General features: G+C 64.5%; 14 protein-coding genes and 1 other annotated feature. Of the genes, 2 read left to right on the top strand and 12 right to left on the bottom strand.

Going from position 1 to position 15830, the window contains the following annotated elements; translation table 11 throughout:
* Positions 1-25: 25 nt before the first annotated feature.
* The 8 genes from nusA to KQI11_RS02480 all read right to left on the bottom strand — a co-directional run bounded on the left by nusA (position 26) and on the right by KQI11_RS02480 (position 9030).
* Positions 26-1123, bottom strand: a complete 1098-nt coding sequence (gene nusA, locus KQI11_RS02515) for a transcription termination factor NusA (protein WP_185915932.1) — start codon at positions 1121-1123, stop codon at positions 26-28.
* Positions 1120-1644 (bottom strand): ribosome maturation factor RimP, encoded by a 525-nt coding sequence (gene rimP / locus KQI11_RS02510; RefSeq protein ID WP_059004467.1) that lies wholly within the window; start codon positions 1642-1644, stop codon positions 1120-1122. The genes nusA and rimP overlap by 4 nt, the downstream gene beginning before the upstream one ends.
* A gap of 225 nt (positions 1645-1869) precedes the next feature.
* On the bottom strand, positions 1870-2409 hold the full coding sequence (locus KQI11_RS02505; RefSeq protein ID WP_021658655.1) for a stage V sporulation T C-terminal domain-containing protein: 540 nt from the start codon (positions 2407-2409) through the stop codon (positions 1870-1872).
* A gap of 180 nt (positions 2410-2589) precedes the next feature.
* Positions 2590-3774 (bottom strand): hypothetical protein, encoded by a 1185-nt coding sequence (locus KQI11_RS02500; RefSeq protein WP_185915934.1) that lies wholly within the window; start codon positions 3772-3774, stop codon positions 2590-2592.
* A gap of 256 nt (positions 3775-4030) precedes the next feature.
* Positions 4031-4282: a binding site (T-box leader), on the bottom strand.
* A 1195-nt stretch (positions 4283-5477) separates the two neighbouring features.
* Entirely contained in the window at positions 5478-6602 is a 1125-nt protein-coding gene (locus KQI11_RS02495) for a putative glycoside hydrolase (protein ID WP_216400965.1), read from the bottom strand.
* Between the two features lie 153 nt (positions 6603-6755).
* Positions 6756-7364 carry an Rnf-Nqr domain containing protein gene (locus tag KQI11_RS02490; RefSeq protein ID WP_185915936.1) on the bottom strand — a complete coding sequence of 203 codons (609 nt, stop codon included), beginning with the start codon at positions 7362-7364 and terminating at the stop codon, positions 6756-6758.
* Between the two features lie 3 nt (positions 7365-7367).
* Positions 7368-8048: an Rnf-Nqr domain containing protein gene (locus KQI11_RS02485; protein ID WP_185915937.1), complete on the bottom strand. Its 681-nt coding sequence runs from the start codon at positions 8046-8048 to the stop codon at positions 7368-7370.
* Between the two features lie 25 nt (positions 8049-8073).
* Entirely contained in the window at positions 8074-9030 is a 957-nt protein-coding gene (locus tag KQI11_RS02480) for an RnfABCDGE type electron transport complex subunit D (RefSeq protein WP_216400964.1), read from the bottom strand.
* Positions 9031-9075: 45 nt separating this feature from the next.
* Between KQI11_RS02480 and KQI11_RS02475 the strand changes: the two genes are divergently transcribed.
* Entirely contained in the window at positions 9076-9612 is a 537-nt protein-coding gene (locus tag KQI11_RS02475) for an adaptor protein MecA (protein WP_216400963.1), read from the top strand.
* 64 nt (positions 9613-9676) lie between these two features.
* Here the strand turns inward: KQI11_RS02475 and rpe are convergent, their stop codons facing one another.
* On the bottom strand, positions 9677-10339 hold the full coding sequence (gene rpe / locus KQI11_RS02470) for a ribulose-phosphate 3-epimerase (RefSeq protein ID WP_216400962.1): 663 nt from the start codon (positions 10337-10339) through the stop codon (positions 9677-9679).
* A gap of 173 nt (positions 10340-10512) precedes the next feature.
* Between rpe and KQI11_RS02465 the strand changes: the two genes are divergently transcribed.
* The gene (locus KQI11_RS02465) at positions 10513-11643 is read left to right on the top strand and encodes an aldo/keto reductase (RefSeq protein WP_216400961.1); all 1131 of its coding nucleotides are present in this window, start codon (positions 10513-10515) and stop codon (positions 11641-11643) included.
* Between the two features lie 231 nt (positions 11644-11874).
* Here KQI11_RS02465 and KQI11_RS02460 read toward each other — a convergent pair whose 3' ends face one another.
* From KQI11_RS02460 to KQI11_RS02450, 3 genes are all read right to left on the bottom strand, one after another.
* Complete coding sequence (locus KQI11_RS02460; protein WP_216400960.1) at positions 11875-13335, bottom strand: S1C family serine protease; 1461 nt, start codon at positions 13333-13335, stop codon at positions 11875-11877.
* A 73-nt stretch (positions 13336-13408) separates the two neighbouring features.
* Positions 13409-14971 (bottom strand): HAMP domain-containing sensor histidine kinase, encoded by a 1563-nt coding sequence (locus KQI11_RS02455; RefSeq protein WP_216400959.1) that lies wholly within the window; start codon positions 14969-14971, stop codon positions 13409-13411.
* A 72-nt stretch (positions 14972-15043) separates the two neighbouring features.
* Entirely contained in the window at positions 15044-15730 is a 687-nt protein-coding gene (locus tag KQI11_RS02450; RefSeq protein WP_021659545.1) for a response regulator transcription factor, read from the bottom strand.
* Positions 15731-15830 lie beyond the last annotated feature (100 nt).

Here is a 15830-nt window from a genome sequence, read left to right as displayed (position 1 = left end):
GGGCCCTTGCCGGCAAACGGGGGGATCAGCCCTCTTCGCCGCTGTCCTGGGCGGGGGCCGGGGTCTCATCCTCGTCCTCGCCGTAGAATCCGCTCTCGGGGCGGATGTCGATCTTCCAGCCGGTCAGCTTGGCCGACAGGCGGGCGTTCTGCCCCTTGTTGCCGATGGCCAGGGAGAGCTGTCCGTCGGGCACCGAGACCCGGCAGGTCCGCTGCTCCTCGTCCAAGATCTCCACCCCGACCACCTGGGCCGGGCTCAGGGCCTCGCTGATGAAGGCCACCGGGTCCTCGTTCCAGCGGACGATGTCGATCTTCTCGCCCCCCAGCTCGGCGACGATGGCCGCCACCCGGGAGCCCTTGGGGCCGATGCAGGCGCCCACCGGGTCCACGTCGGGGTTCTTGCTCCAGACGGCCATCTTGGTGCGGCTGCCCGCCTCGCGGGAGACCGCCTTGATCTCCACCGTGCCGTCGTAGATCTCGGGCACCTCCATCTCGAACAGGCGCTTGACCAGGCCGGGGTGGGTGCGGGAGATCATGATCTTGGGCCCGCGGTCGGTGGCCAACACGTCCACCACGTAGACCTTGACCCGCTCGCCCTCGTGGAGGACTTCCCCCTCCACCTGCTCGGAGCGGACCAGCACCGCCTCGTTCTTGCCCAAATCGACGGTGACGAAGCCCTTGAGGGGGTCCACCCGCAGCACGGTGGCGGTGATGACCTCGTGCTCCTTCTCCTGCATGTCGCGGACCATCAGCCCCCGCTCCGCCTCGCGGATGCCCTGGCGGATGACGTGCTTGGCCGTCTGGGCGGCGATGCGGCCGAACTCCTTGGTCTTGAGTTTGATTTGGATGGTGTCGCCGATCTTGGCGCTCTTTTTATAGGACTGGGCCTGTTCCAGGGTGAGTTCGGCGGTCTCGTCCTCCACCTCTTCCACCACGGTCTTGACCAGGTAAACGTCGAATTTGCACTTTTCGGCGTCGATGTCCACCAGCACGTTGTCGCCGCAGTTGTAGTCCTTCTTCACGGCGATCACCACGGCGGCCTCGATCTTCTCCAGCAGGTAGTCGGCGGGAATGCCCCGCTCCTTCTCCAGCAGGGCCAGCGCTTCAAAAAATTCGGTGTTCATCTTTTCTCCATTCCTCCGTCCTCGTCTTCACTGTCGGCAAACGCCTCTTCGGTGTCCACGGCGTTGACCTTGGCCGTCTGGGCCAGGTCGATCTCCACCGTGCCGCCGCCTTCCAGCGCCAGGGTCAGCAGGGCCCCCTCCTTCTTCACCAGTTCCCCCACCAGCTCCTTGCAGCCGTCCAGCGGGCGGATCATGGTCACCCGGACGGGCTCGCCCAGGTAGCGGGCAAAGTGCTCATCCCGGGTGAGCGCGCGCTCGATGCCCGGGGAGGAGACCTCCAAAAAGTAGCTCTCAGGGATGGGGTCGGCCTCGTCCAGCAGGTCGCTGACCCGGCGGCTCACCGCCTCGCAGGTGTTGAGGTCGATCCCCTCGGGGCGGTCGATGACCACCCGCAGGAACCAGTCGGACCCCTCTTTGAGATAGAGGACGTCCCAGAGTTCCACCCCCAGCTCCTGGCAGATGGGCTGGACCAGCTCGCGCACCAGGTTGGCGGTCTTGCCGCCGGAAGTTCGTTTTGCCACAGCAGTGCCTCCCTTATTTTCTGTGGAGGGGGACCCGCCTGGGCCCCATAAAAATGAAAGAGCGGGAAACCCCACTCTTTCAACCTCACTTATAAAACCTTACTGTGTTATTCACTATACCACATCCCCCGCCCCATTGCAAGGGGCTTTGAGGCAAAAAGCGGGGTAAACATCCCTTTTTTGGGGTGTTTGCCACTCCCAAACGCCGCTTTTTCCCCGCTGGGGTCAGCCCTCGATCTGGCGGCCCAAAAAGGCAGCGCCGGCCACCGTCAGCTTGCACTCGGCCTCGGTGGCCGAGGCGGTGCCGTCGCCCTGCAGCAGCACCGCATAGCCCACCACGTCCCCGTTGCTGAGGATGGGGGAGGCCGTCTGGGCCTGGCGCTCCAACCCCTCCACCGGGCGCAGCACCTCGCCGCCCTTCTCCCAGAGGTAGTTTTTGCGGCCCTCCCCCAGCTGTTCCAGGGCCGGGGCCACCCGGCGGTCGAGCACCTCCTTCTTGGAGATGCCGCCGGCGGCGATCACCCCGTCGGTGTCGCAGATCAGGGCCGGCAGCCCGGTGGTCTTGGCCAACACCTCGGCGCAGACGGCGGAGAAGGTGGACATCTCCCCCATGGGGGAATACTTCTTAAAGATGACCTCCCCCCCGTTGTCGGTGTATATCTCCAGGGGGTCGCCCTCCCGGATGCGCAGGGTCCGGCGGATCTCCTTCGGGATCACCACCCGCCCCAAATCGTCGATTCTCCTCACAATTCCCGTTGCCTTCATCTGGCTTTTCCTCCCATGTCAAAACTGGCGTTATCCGCGGCGCCTCCTGGCGTCTGCGGGAAATTTCACATTGCTAGTATTTGCACGGCAGGTTATTTTATGCCAAAATCCCTTCCTCGCGCAGACGAAAGCAGGCCATTTTTTCCGGCGAAAAAACGGCCTGCTCTCCCAATCGAACAGTTATGCAAAAATCATGGGCGCCACCACCCCGGCCAGCACCACCGAGGCCACGCTCACGGTGGTCACCCCGGCGATGAGCATTTTGGGCAGCACGTAGTCGGTGAGGCGCTGCACCTCCTGCTCGGTGTAGTCGCCGCCGTCGGTGACCCCCTGGACGACCTCCATGGCCACCGTGTAGGTGATGGGGTAGCCGAACATGCAGGAGAAGCCCGCCGCGATGGAGAGGGCGGGGCTCCACTTGAAGATCTTCCCCACCACCACCGAGAAGACGGCGATGCCCAGCGCCGAGATCAGCAGCATCCCAAAGACCGGCACCAAGATGCTGGCAAACTGGGAGAAGGACATGGTCAAAAAGCTGACCGAGCAGTAGGCGTAGGTGGCCAGCAGGATCACCCCGTCGCCCCCCGCTTTGGCGAGGGCGTTTTTGTCCACCACGCCGGTGGCCGAGGCCAGCGCCCCGAAGAGGAGGTAGACGATGGTGGCGTTGAGGCCGGTGGCCGAGGCGGCCAGTTCGGCCAACCCCGCCACCAGGGCCAGGCGGGCAAAGTGGGCGAAGGGGCTGTCCAGGCCCTTCGGGGTCTTGGGGAGGAAGTGGAGGTCGATGCGGCGGCCGCCCTCCTCGGCGGCCCGCTTCAGGTTGCCCTCAGAAGCGTACTTGGTGGCCGCCTTCTTTAGGCAGAAGGAGGAGATGGGCAGGCCGACGATCACCTGCAGGGCGTTGACTGCCGCCACGTAGGAGGCCACGTCGGGCCGGCCGGCGGCGGTGGCCGCGTCGCTGGTGATGATGGTGGCCACCACCCCGCCGGAGACCGGGGGCAGCGCCGAGAGGGCCAGTTCCCGGCCAAAGATGAGCTGGCCCAGGGTGAAGCCCAGCACCAGAATGCCGATCACCGCCGCCAGGGCCACCAGGATGGTCCTCCACTCCTTTTTCAGCTCGTTGAGGTCCAGGGTGGAGCCCAGGTTGGTGAGGATCAGCCCCATGCCAAAGGTGGGGATGATGGCGTTGAGGCCAGAGGTGTCCATCAAGTCGGCGGGCAGCACCTTGAGCACGCCGCCGAAGAGCACGAAGAGCACGATGGCGACGATGAAGGCGGAGATGATGCCCTTGGTTTTGCGGGCCACCAGGTCGCCCAGGGCAAAGACAATGGCGACCACGGCAAAGGCCAGAATGGGGGTAAAGGTCATGGTTGTTCAGTCCTCCTCAAAAATTGGTTTCGGGTGTCTGCGGGCGGGCGTTTTTCCCCGCCATCGAAACACCGGCAAGACCCCGGCGGCGCGGCTGTTCATCCCTCTCTCCCCCTTCTCACGGGCCTTGCGCGGCCCAACTCGACAGATGCGGTGGCGGCGGTCCTTTGCCGGGCAAGAGTGCACTTGCGACCCCCTTTTGCGGCCGCCCCCTCGATTTCCCCGGCAATAAAAAATCCCCTGTCCCAGCAATTTCTGCTGGGACAGGGGAATCACTCTCCTGCGGTACCACCCAAATTGGCGTCTAGGCGCCCACTCGCTCCGCACACCACCATGTGCGCTCCCTTGGTAACGGGTGGAGGTCCCGTCGGGCACTACTCGGCCGTCCGCCTTTCGTCCCGCCCTCATGAGTCCATTCAGTCCGGCGCCTTGCCCGCTGCGCTCTCACCGCCCGCAGCTCTCTGGAAGGGAGCACTCCGCACCTACTCTTCTCAATCAACGGTTTTCTGGAATATGGTGTCATTCTACTCCGCCCCCGCCGTCTTGTCAAGGGGAAAAATCGTCCTCTTTGGCGCTCGCCGCCCGGTGGGGCGGAACGGGCAGGCACTGCCTCCAGGAGCGCTGGGTTGCACTGCAGGGGCCTGGGGGAGCACGAGCGGCTGCGCCGGTCAGGCCCTGCGTCAAAGCCGTCCCATAAGGGTAGGAAGGCCGGCCTACGGGTCTCTTCCCCTTCCCCTACCGCCCAAATCGCTCCGGGGTGGGCCTGGCGCGGCAAAGGGGAGGAAAAGGCAGCCACTTGCCCTTCACTGCGCTGGCTCCGGGGAGAAACTGCCCCGAGCGCCCCAAGGGCCCGCCAGAGCGGGCCTGCAACTGGATGGGGCGGGGAAGGTGTTTTCCACCAAGCGCCTCTCGACTGTAGGGCGGTGGGATGAAGCGGCCAAAAGGAAGACGACCCTTAGACCGCCCCGGCGCATCGGCACCGCGCCGCTTCCCCCGCGCCCCGACCCAATGCGGCCAGAGGGCACCTACAAAAGAAGGTGCGGGGGAGTGGATTTTCCAGTGCGCTGTTGGATTTACGAGGGGTGCGGAACTGTCTCCTCCTTTCCGGGAATGCTCATCCCATCGGACACACAGTAAAGGGGGGCGTAGCTGCCTTACTCTCCAAGGCCGCCCAAACTGTGTCCGCACCACACTGTCCCCCCATACCCCGACTTAATGCGATCGGGGCGCGCCTGTAAAAAATGCGCCGGATGGGATTTTTCCGGCGCACTGCCGGATTGAAATTTGTAGAAAAGGATGGAACCGTCTCCTCCTGCCCAATAAGCCCGACCTGTCGGGTGCACGGTAGAAGGGGCGGAACCGTCTCTCCAGAGCCGTCCGCGTCATGTCAACACTGCGCCGTCCCCTACGCCCCGACTTGATGCGACTGGGGCATACCCACAAAAAAGCGCACTGGGGGAGGATCTCCCGGCGCGCCGTTTGATTTGGACTTATGAGAGGGGCAAGGTCGTTCCCCCTACTTGAAAATGTTTCCCCTGTCGGGCGCACAATGGAGAGGAGACATGGCCGCCCCGCCCTCCAGGGTCGTTCACACTGTGCCCACACCCCGCCGTCCCCCTATGCCCCGACTTGATGCGACCGGGGCACGCCCACAAAACAGCGCGCCGGGGAAGTCCTTCCCTGGCGCGCTGTTTGATTTGAATTTACGAGAGGGACGGGACCGTCTCCTCCTGCCCGGAGACGCTCACCCCGTCGGGTGTGCAGTAGAGGGGGGACGTGGCCGTCTTGCCCTCCAGGGCCGCCCGCACCGCGTCGGCCACCTCCTGGCGGGAGGTGCCGGCCGCCACGGTGAGTTCCCCCACCTTGGTGCCGTTGGGCACGCCGGTCTCCCCCACGTCCACGTAGAGCCGGTCGGCCTTCAGGGCCCGGTAGTCCACCCCGTTTACCTGCTCGGCCAACATCCAGGGGCTGGCCGGGTAGTAAAGGCTCAACTCGGCCCCCGACTCCTTGGCGCTCTGGGCGATCCCATCGAGGGAGGCCTGCAGCGCCTGCTGGGCGGTGGTGCCGCCGGAGAGGCCATAGCCCGCGTCCTTCAGGAAGGCGGCCACCGGGTAGGTGGCGTCGGCGAGGATGATCTCCTTGACCCCCTTCTGCCCCAGTTCGGCGCACAGGGCCTTCAGGTAGGTCTGGGCGCTTTGGGCATTGGGGTTGAGCCAGGGTTTGCCCCCGGCCTTGGCGGTGTTGTCCAGCCAGAGGACCCCTGCCTGGTTTTTGTAGAGGACCGCCGCCGTCTTGTCGTAGCGGGAGACCAGGGGGTCTTTAAAGGCCGACAGCTGGGCAGCCACCTCGATCCCCTTTTCCGAAAAGACGCTGACCACCCGGTCCAGGTCGATGCCGCCGGCCGCCACTGCCCCGGCGGCCTGGGCGGTGGCCACCCCGGTGTTGTAGTGCACCAGCCCCTCGCTGTCCTTGAGGGGGAGCACCGCCCGGGTGACCCCGGCGGCCTCCAGCCGCTGGGCGGTCTCGGCGATCTTGGCCTCGTCGGCGAGGTCGCTCAGGGAGACCCTGGCGTAGACGGGGGCCTTCTCCTCCTGGGGCGGCGTCTCCTCCTCGCCGGTCTGGCCCGGGTCCTGCGCCGGTTGAGAGGTGGGGGGCTTCTCCCCGGTATAGACGCCGTTTAGGAAGTTGACCAGGGGGCGGTAGGCGGCAAAGCCCACAAAGGCGAGCACCACCAACACTGCGCCCCAAATGGCGATATTTCGGATCAGGTTTCGGTTGCTGCTGCGGTAGATCTTGTCGTAGCGCTTGATTTTGTATCGCTTCGCCATCCGCCTGACTCCCTCCTTTTTGCCCGCTGTTCGGGCGCTGTGATCAGCCGTGATAAGTATACACCATTTTTTTGACGAGGTGTGCAAAATGCAAAAGGGTTTAAAAAAATTTCATAAATTGGCCGTCTGCCGGCCCCATTTCGCCCTTTCCCCCTAAAAACTCAGCTGGTAGCCGGTGAACCCGTAGATGCAGAGGCTGAGGATGCCGATGTAGAGCAGCGTCACCGGCAGTCCCTGAAAGGAGGCGGGGACACTGCGGTTTTTCAGCTTTCTCTGCCCCTCGGCCACGATGAGGGTGGCCAGAGTGTAGCCCGCGCCGCTGCCCAAACAGAAGCCGACGGTCTGGGGCAGGGAGAAGACCTGCCCGGAGCAGAGCATCAGGGTGCCCAGCACGGCGCTGTTGAAGGTGGCCAGGTGAAAGTGGGGGCGCACCTTGGTCTGCCACTTGACAAAGCGGGGGATGCGGATGCGGCGGGCGATCCCCGACAGGGCAAAATAGACCGCCACCATGCATAGGATGAACAGGAGCGGCTTGTAGATGTAGGCGTTGACGTCCTGCTGCAGGGGGAAACTCACCAGATAGGTGAGCAGCGAGGTGAGGGTGACCGAGAGGGTGGTCAGGCAGCCAAAGGTGACCATGGCCCCCATGTCGTCCACCAGCAGCAGCGTCCGCTCCACCCCTAGGGCGCGGGAGAAGAGGGCGTTTTCCGCAAAGATGGCCAAAATGACCGAAACCAGCATGTTTGCTGCGACCTGTGCCATGGCTTACTTCCCCTCCTTTTTGTTGATCCAGTGGCGGAAGCTGTTGTTGAGAAAGCGAAAGCCCGCCGCCAGCACGGCGATGAGGAAGAACCCGAAGAAGGGCAGGGCGATGGAGCGGGAGACCGGCACCACCCCTTTGAGGGTGACGCCCCAGAGCCGCCCGTAGGCCAACACCTCCCGCAGGGCACCCACCACGCAGACCACCAGGGTAAAGCCCAACCAGGTGCAAAAGAGGTCCAAAAAGGTGTAGCGGTCCACCCCGAAATGGGTGTAAGAGCTGCACTTGGTCACCACGATCGAATCCACGATCAGGATGGGCAGGTAGATGCCCACATTGGTGGAGACAAAGGGAAACATCTGCGACAGCCCGTAGGCCACCGGCACAAAGAGCAGGGCCCCCAACAGCGCCGTGAGGATGGTGCGGTAGACTGCGTCCACCTTTTTAAAGAGCAGGCTGCCCAGGAGGATGGTGGGCACCACCACCCCCAGAAAGCCCAGGGAGAGGATGACCCCCGCCTTGAGCGATTGGGTGGCCACGATGGCCGGCGCCAGGGCCAGCCCCTGCATCAAAATCGGGTTTTGGGAGAAGATCCCATCCACCCGGCCCAGGTCGTCCTGGTGGCGGCCAAAGAAGAGGCGGCCCCGCTCCTTCCAGGCGCGAAAGCGCCGCTTGAATTTGGTCACAGTTGCTTCACTCCTTTCCGCGCCCTCACTGGGAAATCACCCGCAGGCCGCTGTTGCGACTTTGGAACCAAGCCAACTTGCGGTCGATGAAGGCGGCCATGGCATTGGAGGCGATGGCCGCAAAACAGATCCCCATCTCAAAGGCGCCGTAGTAGCGAAAGAGCATGGTGATCACCCCGAAGAGGGCCCCGTAGATCAGCCGGGACAGGGGCTGCTTGGGGGCGGTGATGGGGTCGGTCACCACAAAGAAGGCCGCGAAGACCAGGGTGCCCGAGAGCAGTTCCAGACAGGCCGCGTCCAGCCGGGTGGTGTGCAGCCGGGGGAAGAGGTAGGAAAAGAGGGCGCAGGCCCCCAGGAAAGAGGCCGGCAGCCGCCAGTCGACCGCCTTTTTCACAAAGAGGTAGACCGCCCCCGAGAGGACCACCAGCGTCCCCACCGCCCCCAGAGGGCCGGGGTAGTTGCCGATGAGAAATTCGATCTTCTCCACAAAGGGGACCCCGCCGATCTTCATGGTCTTGAGGGGGGAGTCCACCAGCACCGCGCCCTTGTGCAAAATCAGCGGCACGCTGGTGAAGGGCAGGGGATAGGAAAACATCCATTCCGGCCAGAAGAGGGCCAAGAAGGCACCGCCCACCGCCGCGGGGTTGAAGATGTTGTTGCCGTAGCCGCCAAAGGCATTTTTGGCCAGCACAATGGCCACAAAGACGCCCACCACCGCCAGCCAATAGGGGGCGCTGGCGGGGAGGAACATCACCAAAATGGCGCCGGTGACCATCCCCGAGATGTCGTGGCGGTCGAATTTTTCCTGCCGCATCCGGGCGGTGAGGGCGTCGAAGAGATAGGAGAACGCCATCGACACCGCCAGCAGGAGGAGGGGGCGAAGGCCGTAGGTGATCACATTCATGAGGAAGATGGGCAGCATTGCGATGAGCACGTCTTTGGACAGCGCATACCGCCGGTAGAGGGGGGAGGACCGATCCATGGAGGACTCCTTTCCGGTTGTGAGAAGTGGGGGGATGGGACAGCCATGACCATTGAGAGGATAGACGCCGACCGCTGGAAGATCGCCCTAGAGGCCGCCGAGTTGCGGGCCCTGCAGATCGGCGAGGGCTGGCGGCCCGAGGGGGAGCCGGCCCGGCAGGCCATCGCCCGGCTGCTGGCGCGCATTCAGCGGGCCACCGGGCTGGCCCCGCTGCGGCCGGAGGCGCTCTCGGTCGAGCTGCGCCGCCAGGGCGAGGGGGCGGAGCTCTACCTCACCGGGCTGGCGTCGGGCGCGCCGCCCCAGCTGTGGGAGTTTGCGAGCCTGTCCCACCTGGCGCAGGGGTGCGCGGCGCTGCTGCGCCAGGCCGGGCCGGGGCGCTTTGAGAGCGCCCTCTTCGCCCGCGAGGGCCGCTACCGGCTGCGGTTGGCCCCCTGCCGGGGGCAGTCGCCCCGCCCCCTCTCCCTGCTGGGGGAGTTCGGGCGGCCGCTGCCGCCGGGGGGCGTGGCTGACGCCGCCACCCGGGAGCACTGGCGGCCCCTGGCCGGGCAACAGGCGGTGGAACAGCTGGCCAGGTTGGCCTGAAAGAGAGCGGGGGCAGGCGGGGGTCACCCCGCCCGCCCCCGCTTTTTGGCGCGCGAGAGGGCGATCAGAGGGCGCTCTCGCCGGCTGCCCGCAGGGCCCGCACCGCGGCGGTGCGGTCGGGTTTGCCGAAGATGGCCGAACCGGCCACCAGCACGTTGGCGCCGGCCGCCGTCACCAGCGGCGCGGTGCCCGCGTCGATGCCGCCGTCCACCTCGATGTCCAGGGAAAGCCCCAGCTCCTCGGCCTTTTTGCGGATGGCCTCGATTTTGGGGAGCATGTCGCCCATGAACTTCTGCCCGCCGAAGCCGGGTTCCACCGTCATCACCAGCACCATGTCCAGCAGGTCCAGGTAGGGGAAGACCGCCTCGGCCGGGGTGCCGGGCTTGACCGACAGGGCCGCCTTGATGCCGTGGGACTTGATCTTGGCGATGGTCTCGCCCACGTCGCTCTCGCTCTCCACGTGGAAGGTGATCAGGTCGCTGCCGGCGGCGGCAAAGTCGTCGATGTAGCGCAGCGGCTCGGAAATCATCAGGTGCACGTCAAAAAAGAGGTCGTTTTTCGGCCGCAAGCACTTGACGATGGGCGCTCCCAGGGTCAGGTTGGGGACAAAATGGCCGTCCATCACGTCGATGTGCAGCATCTCGGCCCCGGCCTCTTTCATCTGGGCGCACTCGCTCTCCAAATTGGCAAAATCACAGGACAAGATCGAAGGTGAAATTTTCAGCAAGGTGGGTAACCCCTTTCTGCAAGTCGCATTCATACAGATATATTGTATAACAAAACCGCCCGGCCGTCAATTTTGCCGGCGCCGCGGCGCTTTCCTTTGCAATGGTCCGGGCGATGGTGTATGATAAGGGCGAATCTGTGGGGATTTCCCACGCCATTAGGGAGGAATGACACGTGCAAAGGAGACAACTGGGCAACCTCGAACTCTCCACCCCGCTGCTGGGTTTCGGCACCATGCGCCTGCCCCTGCAGGAGGACAAGAAGACGGTTGATTTTGAGCGGGTGCAGCAGATGGTGGACTGCGCCATGGAAAACGGGGTCAACTACTTCGACACCGCCTACCCCTACCACGACGGCACCTCTGAGGAAAATGTGGGCCGCGCCCTGGCCAAGTACCCCCGGGACAGCTACATCCTGGTGGACAAACTGCCCATCTGGGCCTGCAAAGAAAAAGAGGACATGCAGAAGGTCTTTGACACCCAGCTGGCGCGCTGCGGGGTCGACTACTTTGACATCTACCTGCTGCACGCCGTCAGCCACGAGAACTATGACGACGCCGAGCGGCTGGGCGCCTACGACTTCATGCGCCGGATGCAGGCCGAGGGGAAGGTCCGCCACGTGGGCTTCTCCTTCCACGACTCCCCCGCCTTTTTGCAGCGGGTCCTCGCCTCGCACCAGTGGGACGTGGCCCAGATGCAGCTCAACTACGTGGACTGGTCGCTGCAGCACGCCGACGAGCAGTACCGCCTCTTCACCGAGGCCGGCGTCCCCCTCATCGTCATGGAGCCGGTGCGCGGCGGCTTTTTGGCCAAGCTGCCCGAGGCGGCGCAGGCCCCCCTGCGCGCCTGCCAGCCCGACTGGAGCGACGCCGCTTGGGCCCTGCGCTGGGTGGCGGGCCACCCCAACGTGCGGGTCATCCTCAGCGGGATGTCCGATTTGGCGATGATGGAGGAGAACATCGCCACCCTTAAAGACGCCGCCCCCCTCGCCGAAGAGGAGGAGCGCGCCCTGGCCGAGTCCCTGGATGAGCTGAGCAAGGTCACCGCCGTCCCCTGCACCGGCTGCCGCTACTGCATGCCCTGCCCCTTTGGGGTGGACATCCCCCGCATCTTCGCCCTCTACAACGACTACAAGCGGCACCAGAACCAGTTTTTGGTCAAATCCATGTACCAGCGCTTCACCCCCGCCGAAAACCGGGCCGACCAGTGCCAGCGCTGCGGGGCTTGCATGAAGCACTGCCCCCAGCACATCGAGATCCCCGACCGGCTGGCCGAGATCCACGCCGAGATCCAGGGGCTGGAATAGGGGTTTTCCCAAAAAAAGCGGGGGCCGGCGAACATTCGCCGGCCCCCGCCATCTATCTCAACGAGGCCCCGCATGCCGGACCTCGACAGTCCCATCCTATGCCCCTTTCGGGGGGGCCGTTCGGCAAAAGAGGGGGGCGCGCAGGATCTGCGCGCCCCCCTCGCCCTTTCCCCGGGCAAAAAGGGCCCCTCTCGGGGCCCTTTGCGGAGAAAAGATCGGTCAAAAAATCATTCAGCTCACCTTGGAGCGGGCGGACTGGTTGACGACGGCGTTGGGCACGTCCTCCTTGAGGGTCACCACCACCTCGAAGGTCTTGTCGGTGCCCGACTGCTGGGACCGGTAGATGGTCAGCTTTACCTCGTCGCCCGGCTTGCAGTTTTTCAGCTGGGCCTGCAGGGCCTCATAGCTCTCGGTGCTCTCGCCGTTAAACTTGCGGATGATGTCCCCCGGCTGCACGCCGGTGCCCTCCAGGCTGCTGCCCTGGTCGATGCTCTTGATGTAGAGGCCCTTGGGCAGCCCGTTGAGGCGGGAGGTGGTGTCGTTGATCTCGATGACCGTGACCCCCAATTTCACCCGGTCCTTCACGTAGCCGTTTTGGATCAGCCCGTCGATGATGGGCTTGGCCTCGTTGATGGCGATGGCAAAGCCGATGCCCTCGTACTCGGTCTTGGCGATCTTGGAGGAGTTGATCCCCACCACCTGGCCGTACATGTTCACCAGCGCCCCGCCGGAGTTGCCGGGGTTGATGGCCGCGTCGGTCTGGATGCAGTGCAGCGAGTAGCCGGTGGAGCCGCCCACCGTCCGGTTGACCGCCGAGACGATCCCCTTGGTGACGCTCCCGGCCAGGCTGGGCCCGCCCGGGTTGCCGATGGCCAGCACGTCCTCGCCCACCTTCATCTGGTCGGAGTTGCCAAACTCGGCGTAGGTCAGGTTCTGGGCCTCGATCTTCACCACCGCCAGGTCGGTCTTGGTGTCCGTCCCCACCACCTTGCCGGTGTACTCCTCGTCGTTTTCCAGGGTGACGGTCAGACCGACCGCCCCCTCCACCACGTGGGCGTTGGTGATGATGTAGCCGTCGGCGCTCATGATGATGCCCGAGCCGTAGCCACTGGCCTCCACCGTGCTCTGCTGACTGTAGACGGCGATCCCCACCACCGCCGGTTTCACCTTGGTGGCCACCTGCTCGGTGGTCATCTTTTCGCCGCTCTTGGCATCATCGCCGTCGTCTCCGTCCTCAGGGCGGTTTTGGATGGTCACCCCCGCCTGGGAGCTGCCCCCCTGGCCGCCGGAGCCCTTCTGGGAGTTTTTGTAGAGGATGTTGGCCCCCACCAAAATGCCCGAGAGGGCCAGCACGCAGCAGAGGATGACGGCAAAGGCCACCGCCCCCCTGCCCTTTTTGGGCTTTTTGTCCGGCCGTTTGCCCCCCGGGCCGCCGGAGGATGCGTACCGGTCGGGGTCAAAGACAAAGGGCTGCGCCCCGCCCGGGCCCGCCGGCCGGTAGGGGGAGTAGGGGGACTGGCCGCTCGCCTGTGCGCCGCCGCCCGCAGGCGGGGTCTGGGGGCGATGGCCGCCCGGTTGCTGCTGCCCATAGGGCCCGGGGCCGGGAATGCTGGAGCCGCCCGGCCCGCCCGCGGGGGAAGCGCCGCCGGTCTCGTCCCGGGGCGTTTCGGGATTTTGTTGGTTATCAAACATGGAGAGGCCTCCTAATTTTGAATAGTACGCTTTTGATTGTACCAATAGGATGTGACAGAATGGTGAAATCCCTTTAAATTTTTCTGTCCCCATCCCCCGGGTCGGGGGCCTGTTGCCCCTCCGCCTCGGCGGGGATGTCTGCCAGCTGGCCATCCCGCCGGCCCTCGCCCTTGGCGGCCCGTTTGGCCCGCAGCGGTTTGGCTGCCGGCAGGGAGAAGCGGAATTCGGTATACTCCCCCTCTTTGCTGCTGACCACGATGTCGCCGCCGTGGCGGTTGACGATGGTCTTGGCGATGTAGAGGCCCAGCCCGACCCCCTTCTTGTCCAGCCCGCGGGAGCGGTCGGTCTTGTAGAAGCGGTCAAACACCTGCTGCAGCTGCTCTTTGGGGATCCCCTCGCCGCTGTTTCGCACCGCGGTGAAGGTGTAGCCCCCCACCGTCTCAAATCCAAAGGAGATGACGCCCCCCTCGTTGACAAACTTCACCGCGTTGTCCACCAGGTTGTAGATGACCTGGTGCACCAGGTCCCGGTCGCCCTCCACCATCACCTTGTCCACGTCCAGCCCCTCGATCTCGATGGACTTCTGCTCGATCTGCTGTTCAAAGGAGAGCAGGGCGGTGAAGATCACCTCGCAGATGTTGAAGGGGACGGTGTTGAGGGTCATCTCCCCGGCCTCGATCTTGGACACGTTTAGCATGCCACTGACCAGCCGGGATAACCGCTTCACCTCGTTTGAGACCAGGCCCAGGTAGTGGTTTTGCCGCTCCGGGGGGATGGTCCCGTCCAAAATCCCGTCCACAAAGCCGCCGATGGTGGTCATGGGGGTCTTGAGCTCGTGGGAGACATTGGCCACAAAGTTGCGCCGGGTCTGCTCCACCACCGCCAGGGAGGAGGACATGTTGTTGAGGGCCATGGCCAGCTGGCCCACCTCGTCGTCGGAGGTCACCGGCACCGTCTGCGAGAAGTCGCCCTGCCCGAAGCGGGCGGCGTAGCCGGCCATCTCCTTGAGGGGGGAGACCAGCCGCTTGGTGGTGTAGTAGATCACCGCAAAGGAGATGGCCAGCACCACCACCGCGGCGATGGCGAACATCCGCAGCACGTCCACCAAAAACTGCGAGAGCTCATCCGCCGGCGAGGCGGCAAAGACGTAGCCGATGATGTAGCCGTCGTCCCCGGTGATGGGCACGCTGACGATGTAGTGGGGGCGCTTGTAGATCTCCCCCAGCGTCCCCATCCCCCGGTAGCCCTTGGCCGCGCTCGCCTGGGAGGACTTCTCCAGCACCTCGGCGGGCACCCGGTAGGTGGTGTGGGCGCAGCGGGTCCCCTCGGTGCAGAGGACGGTGACGCCGTTCACATCGGTCATGAAGAGGTCGGCGTCCTCCTGGGTGGAGATCAGCAGCCGGTAGCCCTGGCGCAGGGTGTCGAAGTCCAGCAGATAGGAGTTGCCGTCGCTGGTGGTCAGGCCCGAGCTGGTGCGCTCGGCCGCCCGCTGGGCGATGATCAACAGCTGGTCCTGGCGCTCGTCTTTAAAGTACTGGGCCGACAGCCCCAAAAACACCGCCCCCAGCACCACGATGCTCACCAGCACCACCGACACACAGGTAAAAAAATACCGCTTGACTATCCCGTTTCGCACCTCGGCGCCCCTTTCCCGTCCAGTCGCAAAACGGGGGCCTTCCGCCCCCGTCTGCACCGCTTTTTTTGCGCGCTAGTCTTTCACTTCAAACTTGTAGCCGACGCCCCACACCGTCTTGACCGACCACTGGGCGGAGACGCCCTCCAGCTTTTCCCGCAGCCGCTTGATGTGCACGTCCACCGTGCGGGAGTCACCGTAGTACTCAAACCCCCACACCTCGTCGAGCAGCTGGTCGCGGGTGTACACCCGGTTGGGGTTGGAGGCCAGGTGGTAGAGCAGCTCCAGCTCTTTGGGCGGGGTGTCCACGATCTTGCCGTCCACCTTCAGCTCGTACCGGGTCAGGTTGACCACCAGCTTGTCGTAGCGCACCTCTTTCACGTCGGAGGCCTGGGCGCGGGTGCCGGTGCGCCGCAGCACCGCCTTGATGCGGGCCACGATCTCCTTGGACTCAAAGGGCTTGACCACATAGTCGTCGGCCCCCAGTTCCAGCCCCAGCACTTTGTCAAAGGTCTCACCCTTGGCGGTGAGCATGATGATGGGCACGTCGGAGGACTTGCGGATCTCCCGGCAGACCTGCCAGCCGTCGAGCTCGGGCATCATCACGTCCAGCACGATCAGGCAGGGGGCCTCCTCCTCAAAGAGTTTCAGGGCCTGTTTGCCGTCGTAGGCCACAACGGTCTGGTAGCCCTCTTTGTCGATATACAGTCGCAGCAGTTCACAGATGTTTTTGTCGTCGTCTACGACGAGAATCTTTTCCACGCGTAAATCCCCTCCGGTTTCTTTGCCGCCGGACAGCCCGCCGCCCGGCGTCTCACCTTCTATTTTCCCATTATAGCGACTGCTCGGCGCGAAAGGTGAA

The sequence above is a fragment of the Acetanaerobacterium sp. MSJ-12 genome, from assembly GCF_018917875.1.
Lineage (GTDB): Bacteria > Bacillota > Clostridia > Oscillospirales > Ruminococcaceae > Bittarella > Bittarella massiliensis.
Note: the sequence above shows the minus strand (reverse complement) of the source record. Positions and strands in the feature narration are given on the sequence as shown.

Coding starts and splice junctions, on each gene's coding strand:
- KQI11_RS02505 (WP_021658655.1), bottom strand. CDS start 2,409: ATGAAGGCAACGGGAATTGTGAGGAGAATCGACGATTTGGGGCGGGTG.
- KQI11_RS02495 (WP_216400965.1), bottom strand. CDS start 6,602: ATGGCGAAGCGATACAAAATCAAGCGCTACGACAAGATCTACCGCAGC.
- KQI11_RS02500 (WP_185915934.1), bottom strand. CDS start 3,774: ATGACCTTTACCCCCATTCTGGCCTTTGCCGTGGTCGCCATTGTCTTT.
- KQI11_RS02490 (WP_185915936.1), bottom strand. CDS start 7,364: ATGGCACAGGTCGCAGCAAACATGCTGGTTTCGGTCATTTTGGCCATC.
- KQI11_RS02475 (WP_216400963.1), top strand. CDS start 9,076: ATGACCATTGAGAGGATAGACGCCGACCGCTGGAAGATCGCCCTAGAG.
- KQI11_RS02480 (WP_216400964.1), bottom strand. CDS start 9,030: ATGGATCGGTCCTCCCCCCTCTACCGGCGGTATGCGCTGTCCAAAGAC.
- nusA (WP_185915932.1), bottom strand. CDS start 1,123: ATGAACACCGAATTTTTTGAAGCGCTGGCCCTGCTGGAGAAGGAGCGG.
- KQI11_RS02460 (WP_216400960.1), bottom strand. CDS start 13,335: ATGTTTGATAACCAACAAAATCCCGAAACGCCCCGGGACGAGACCGGC.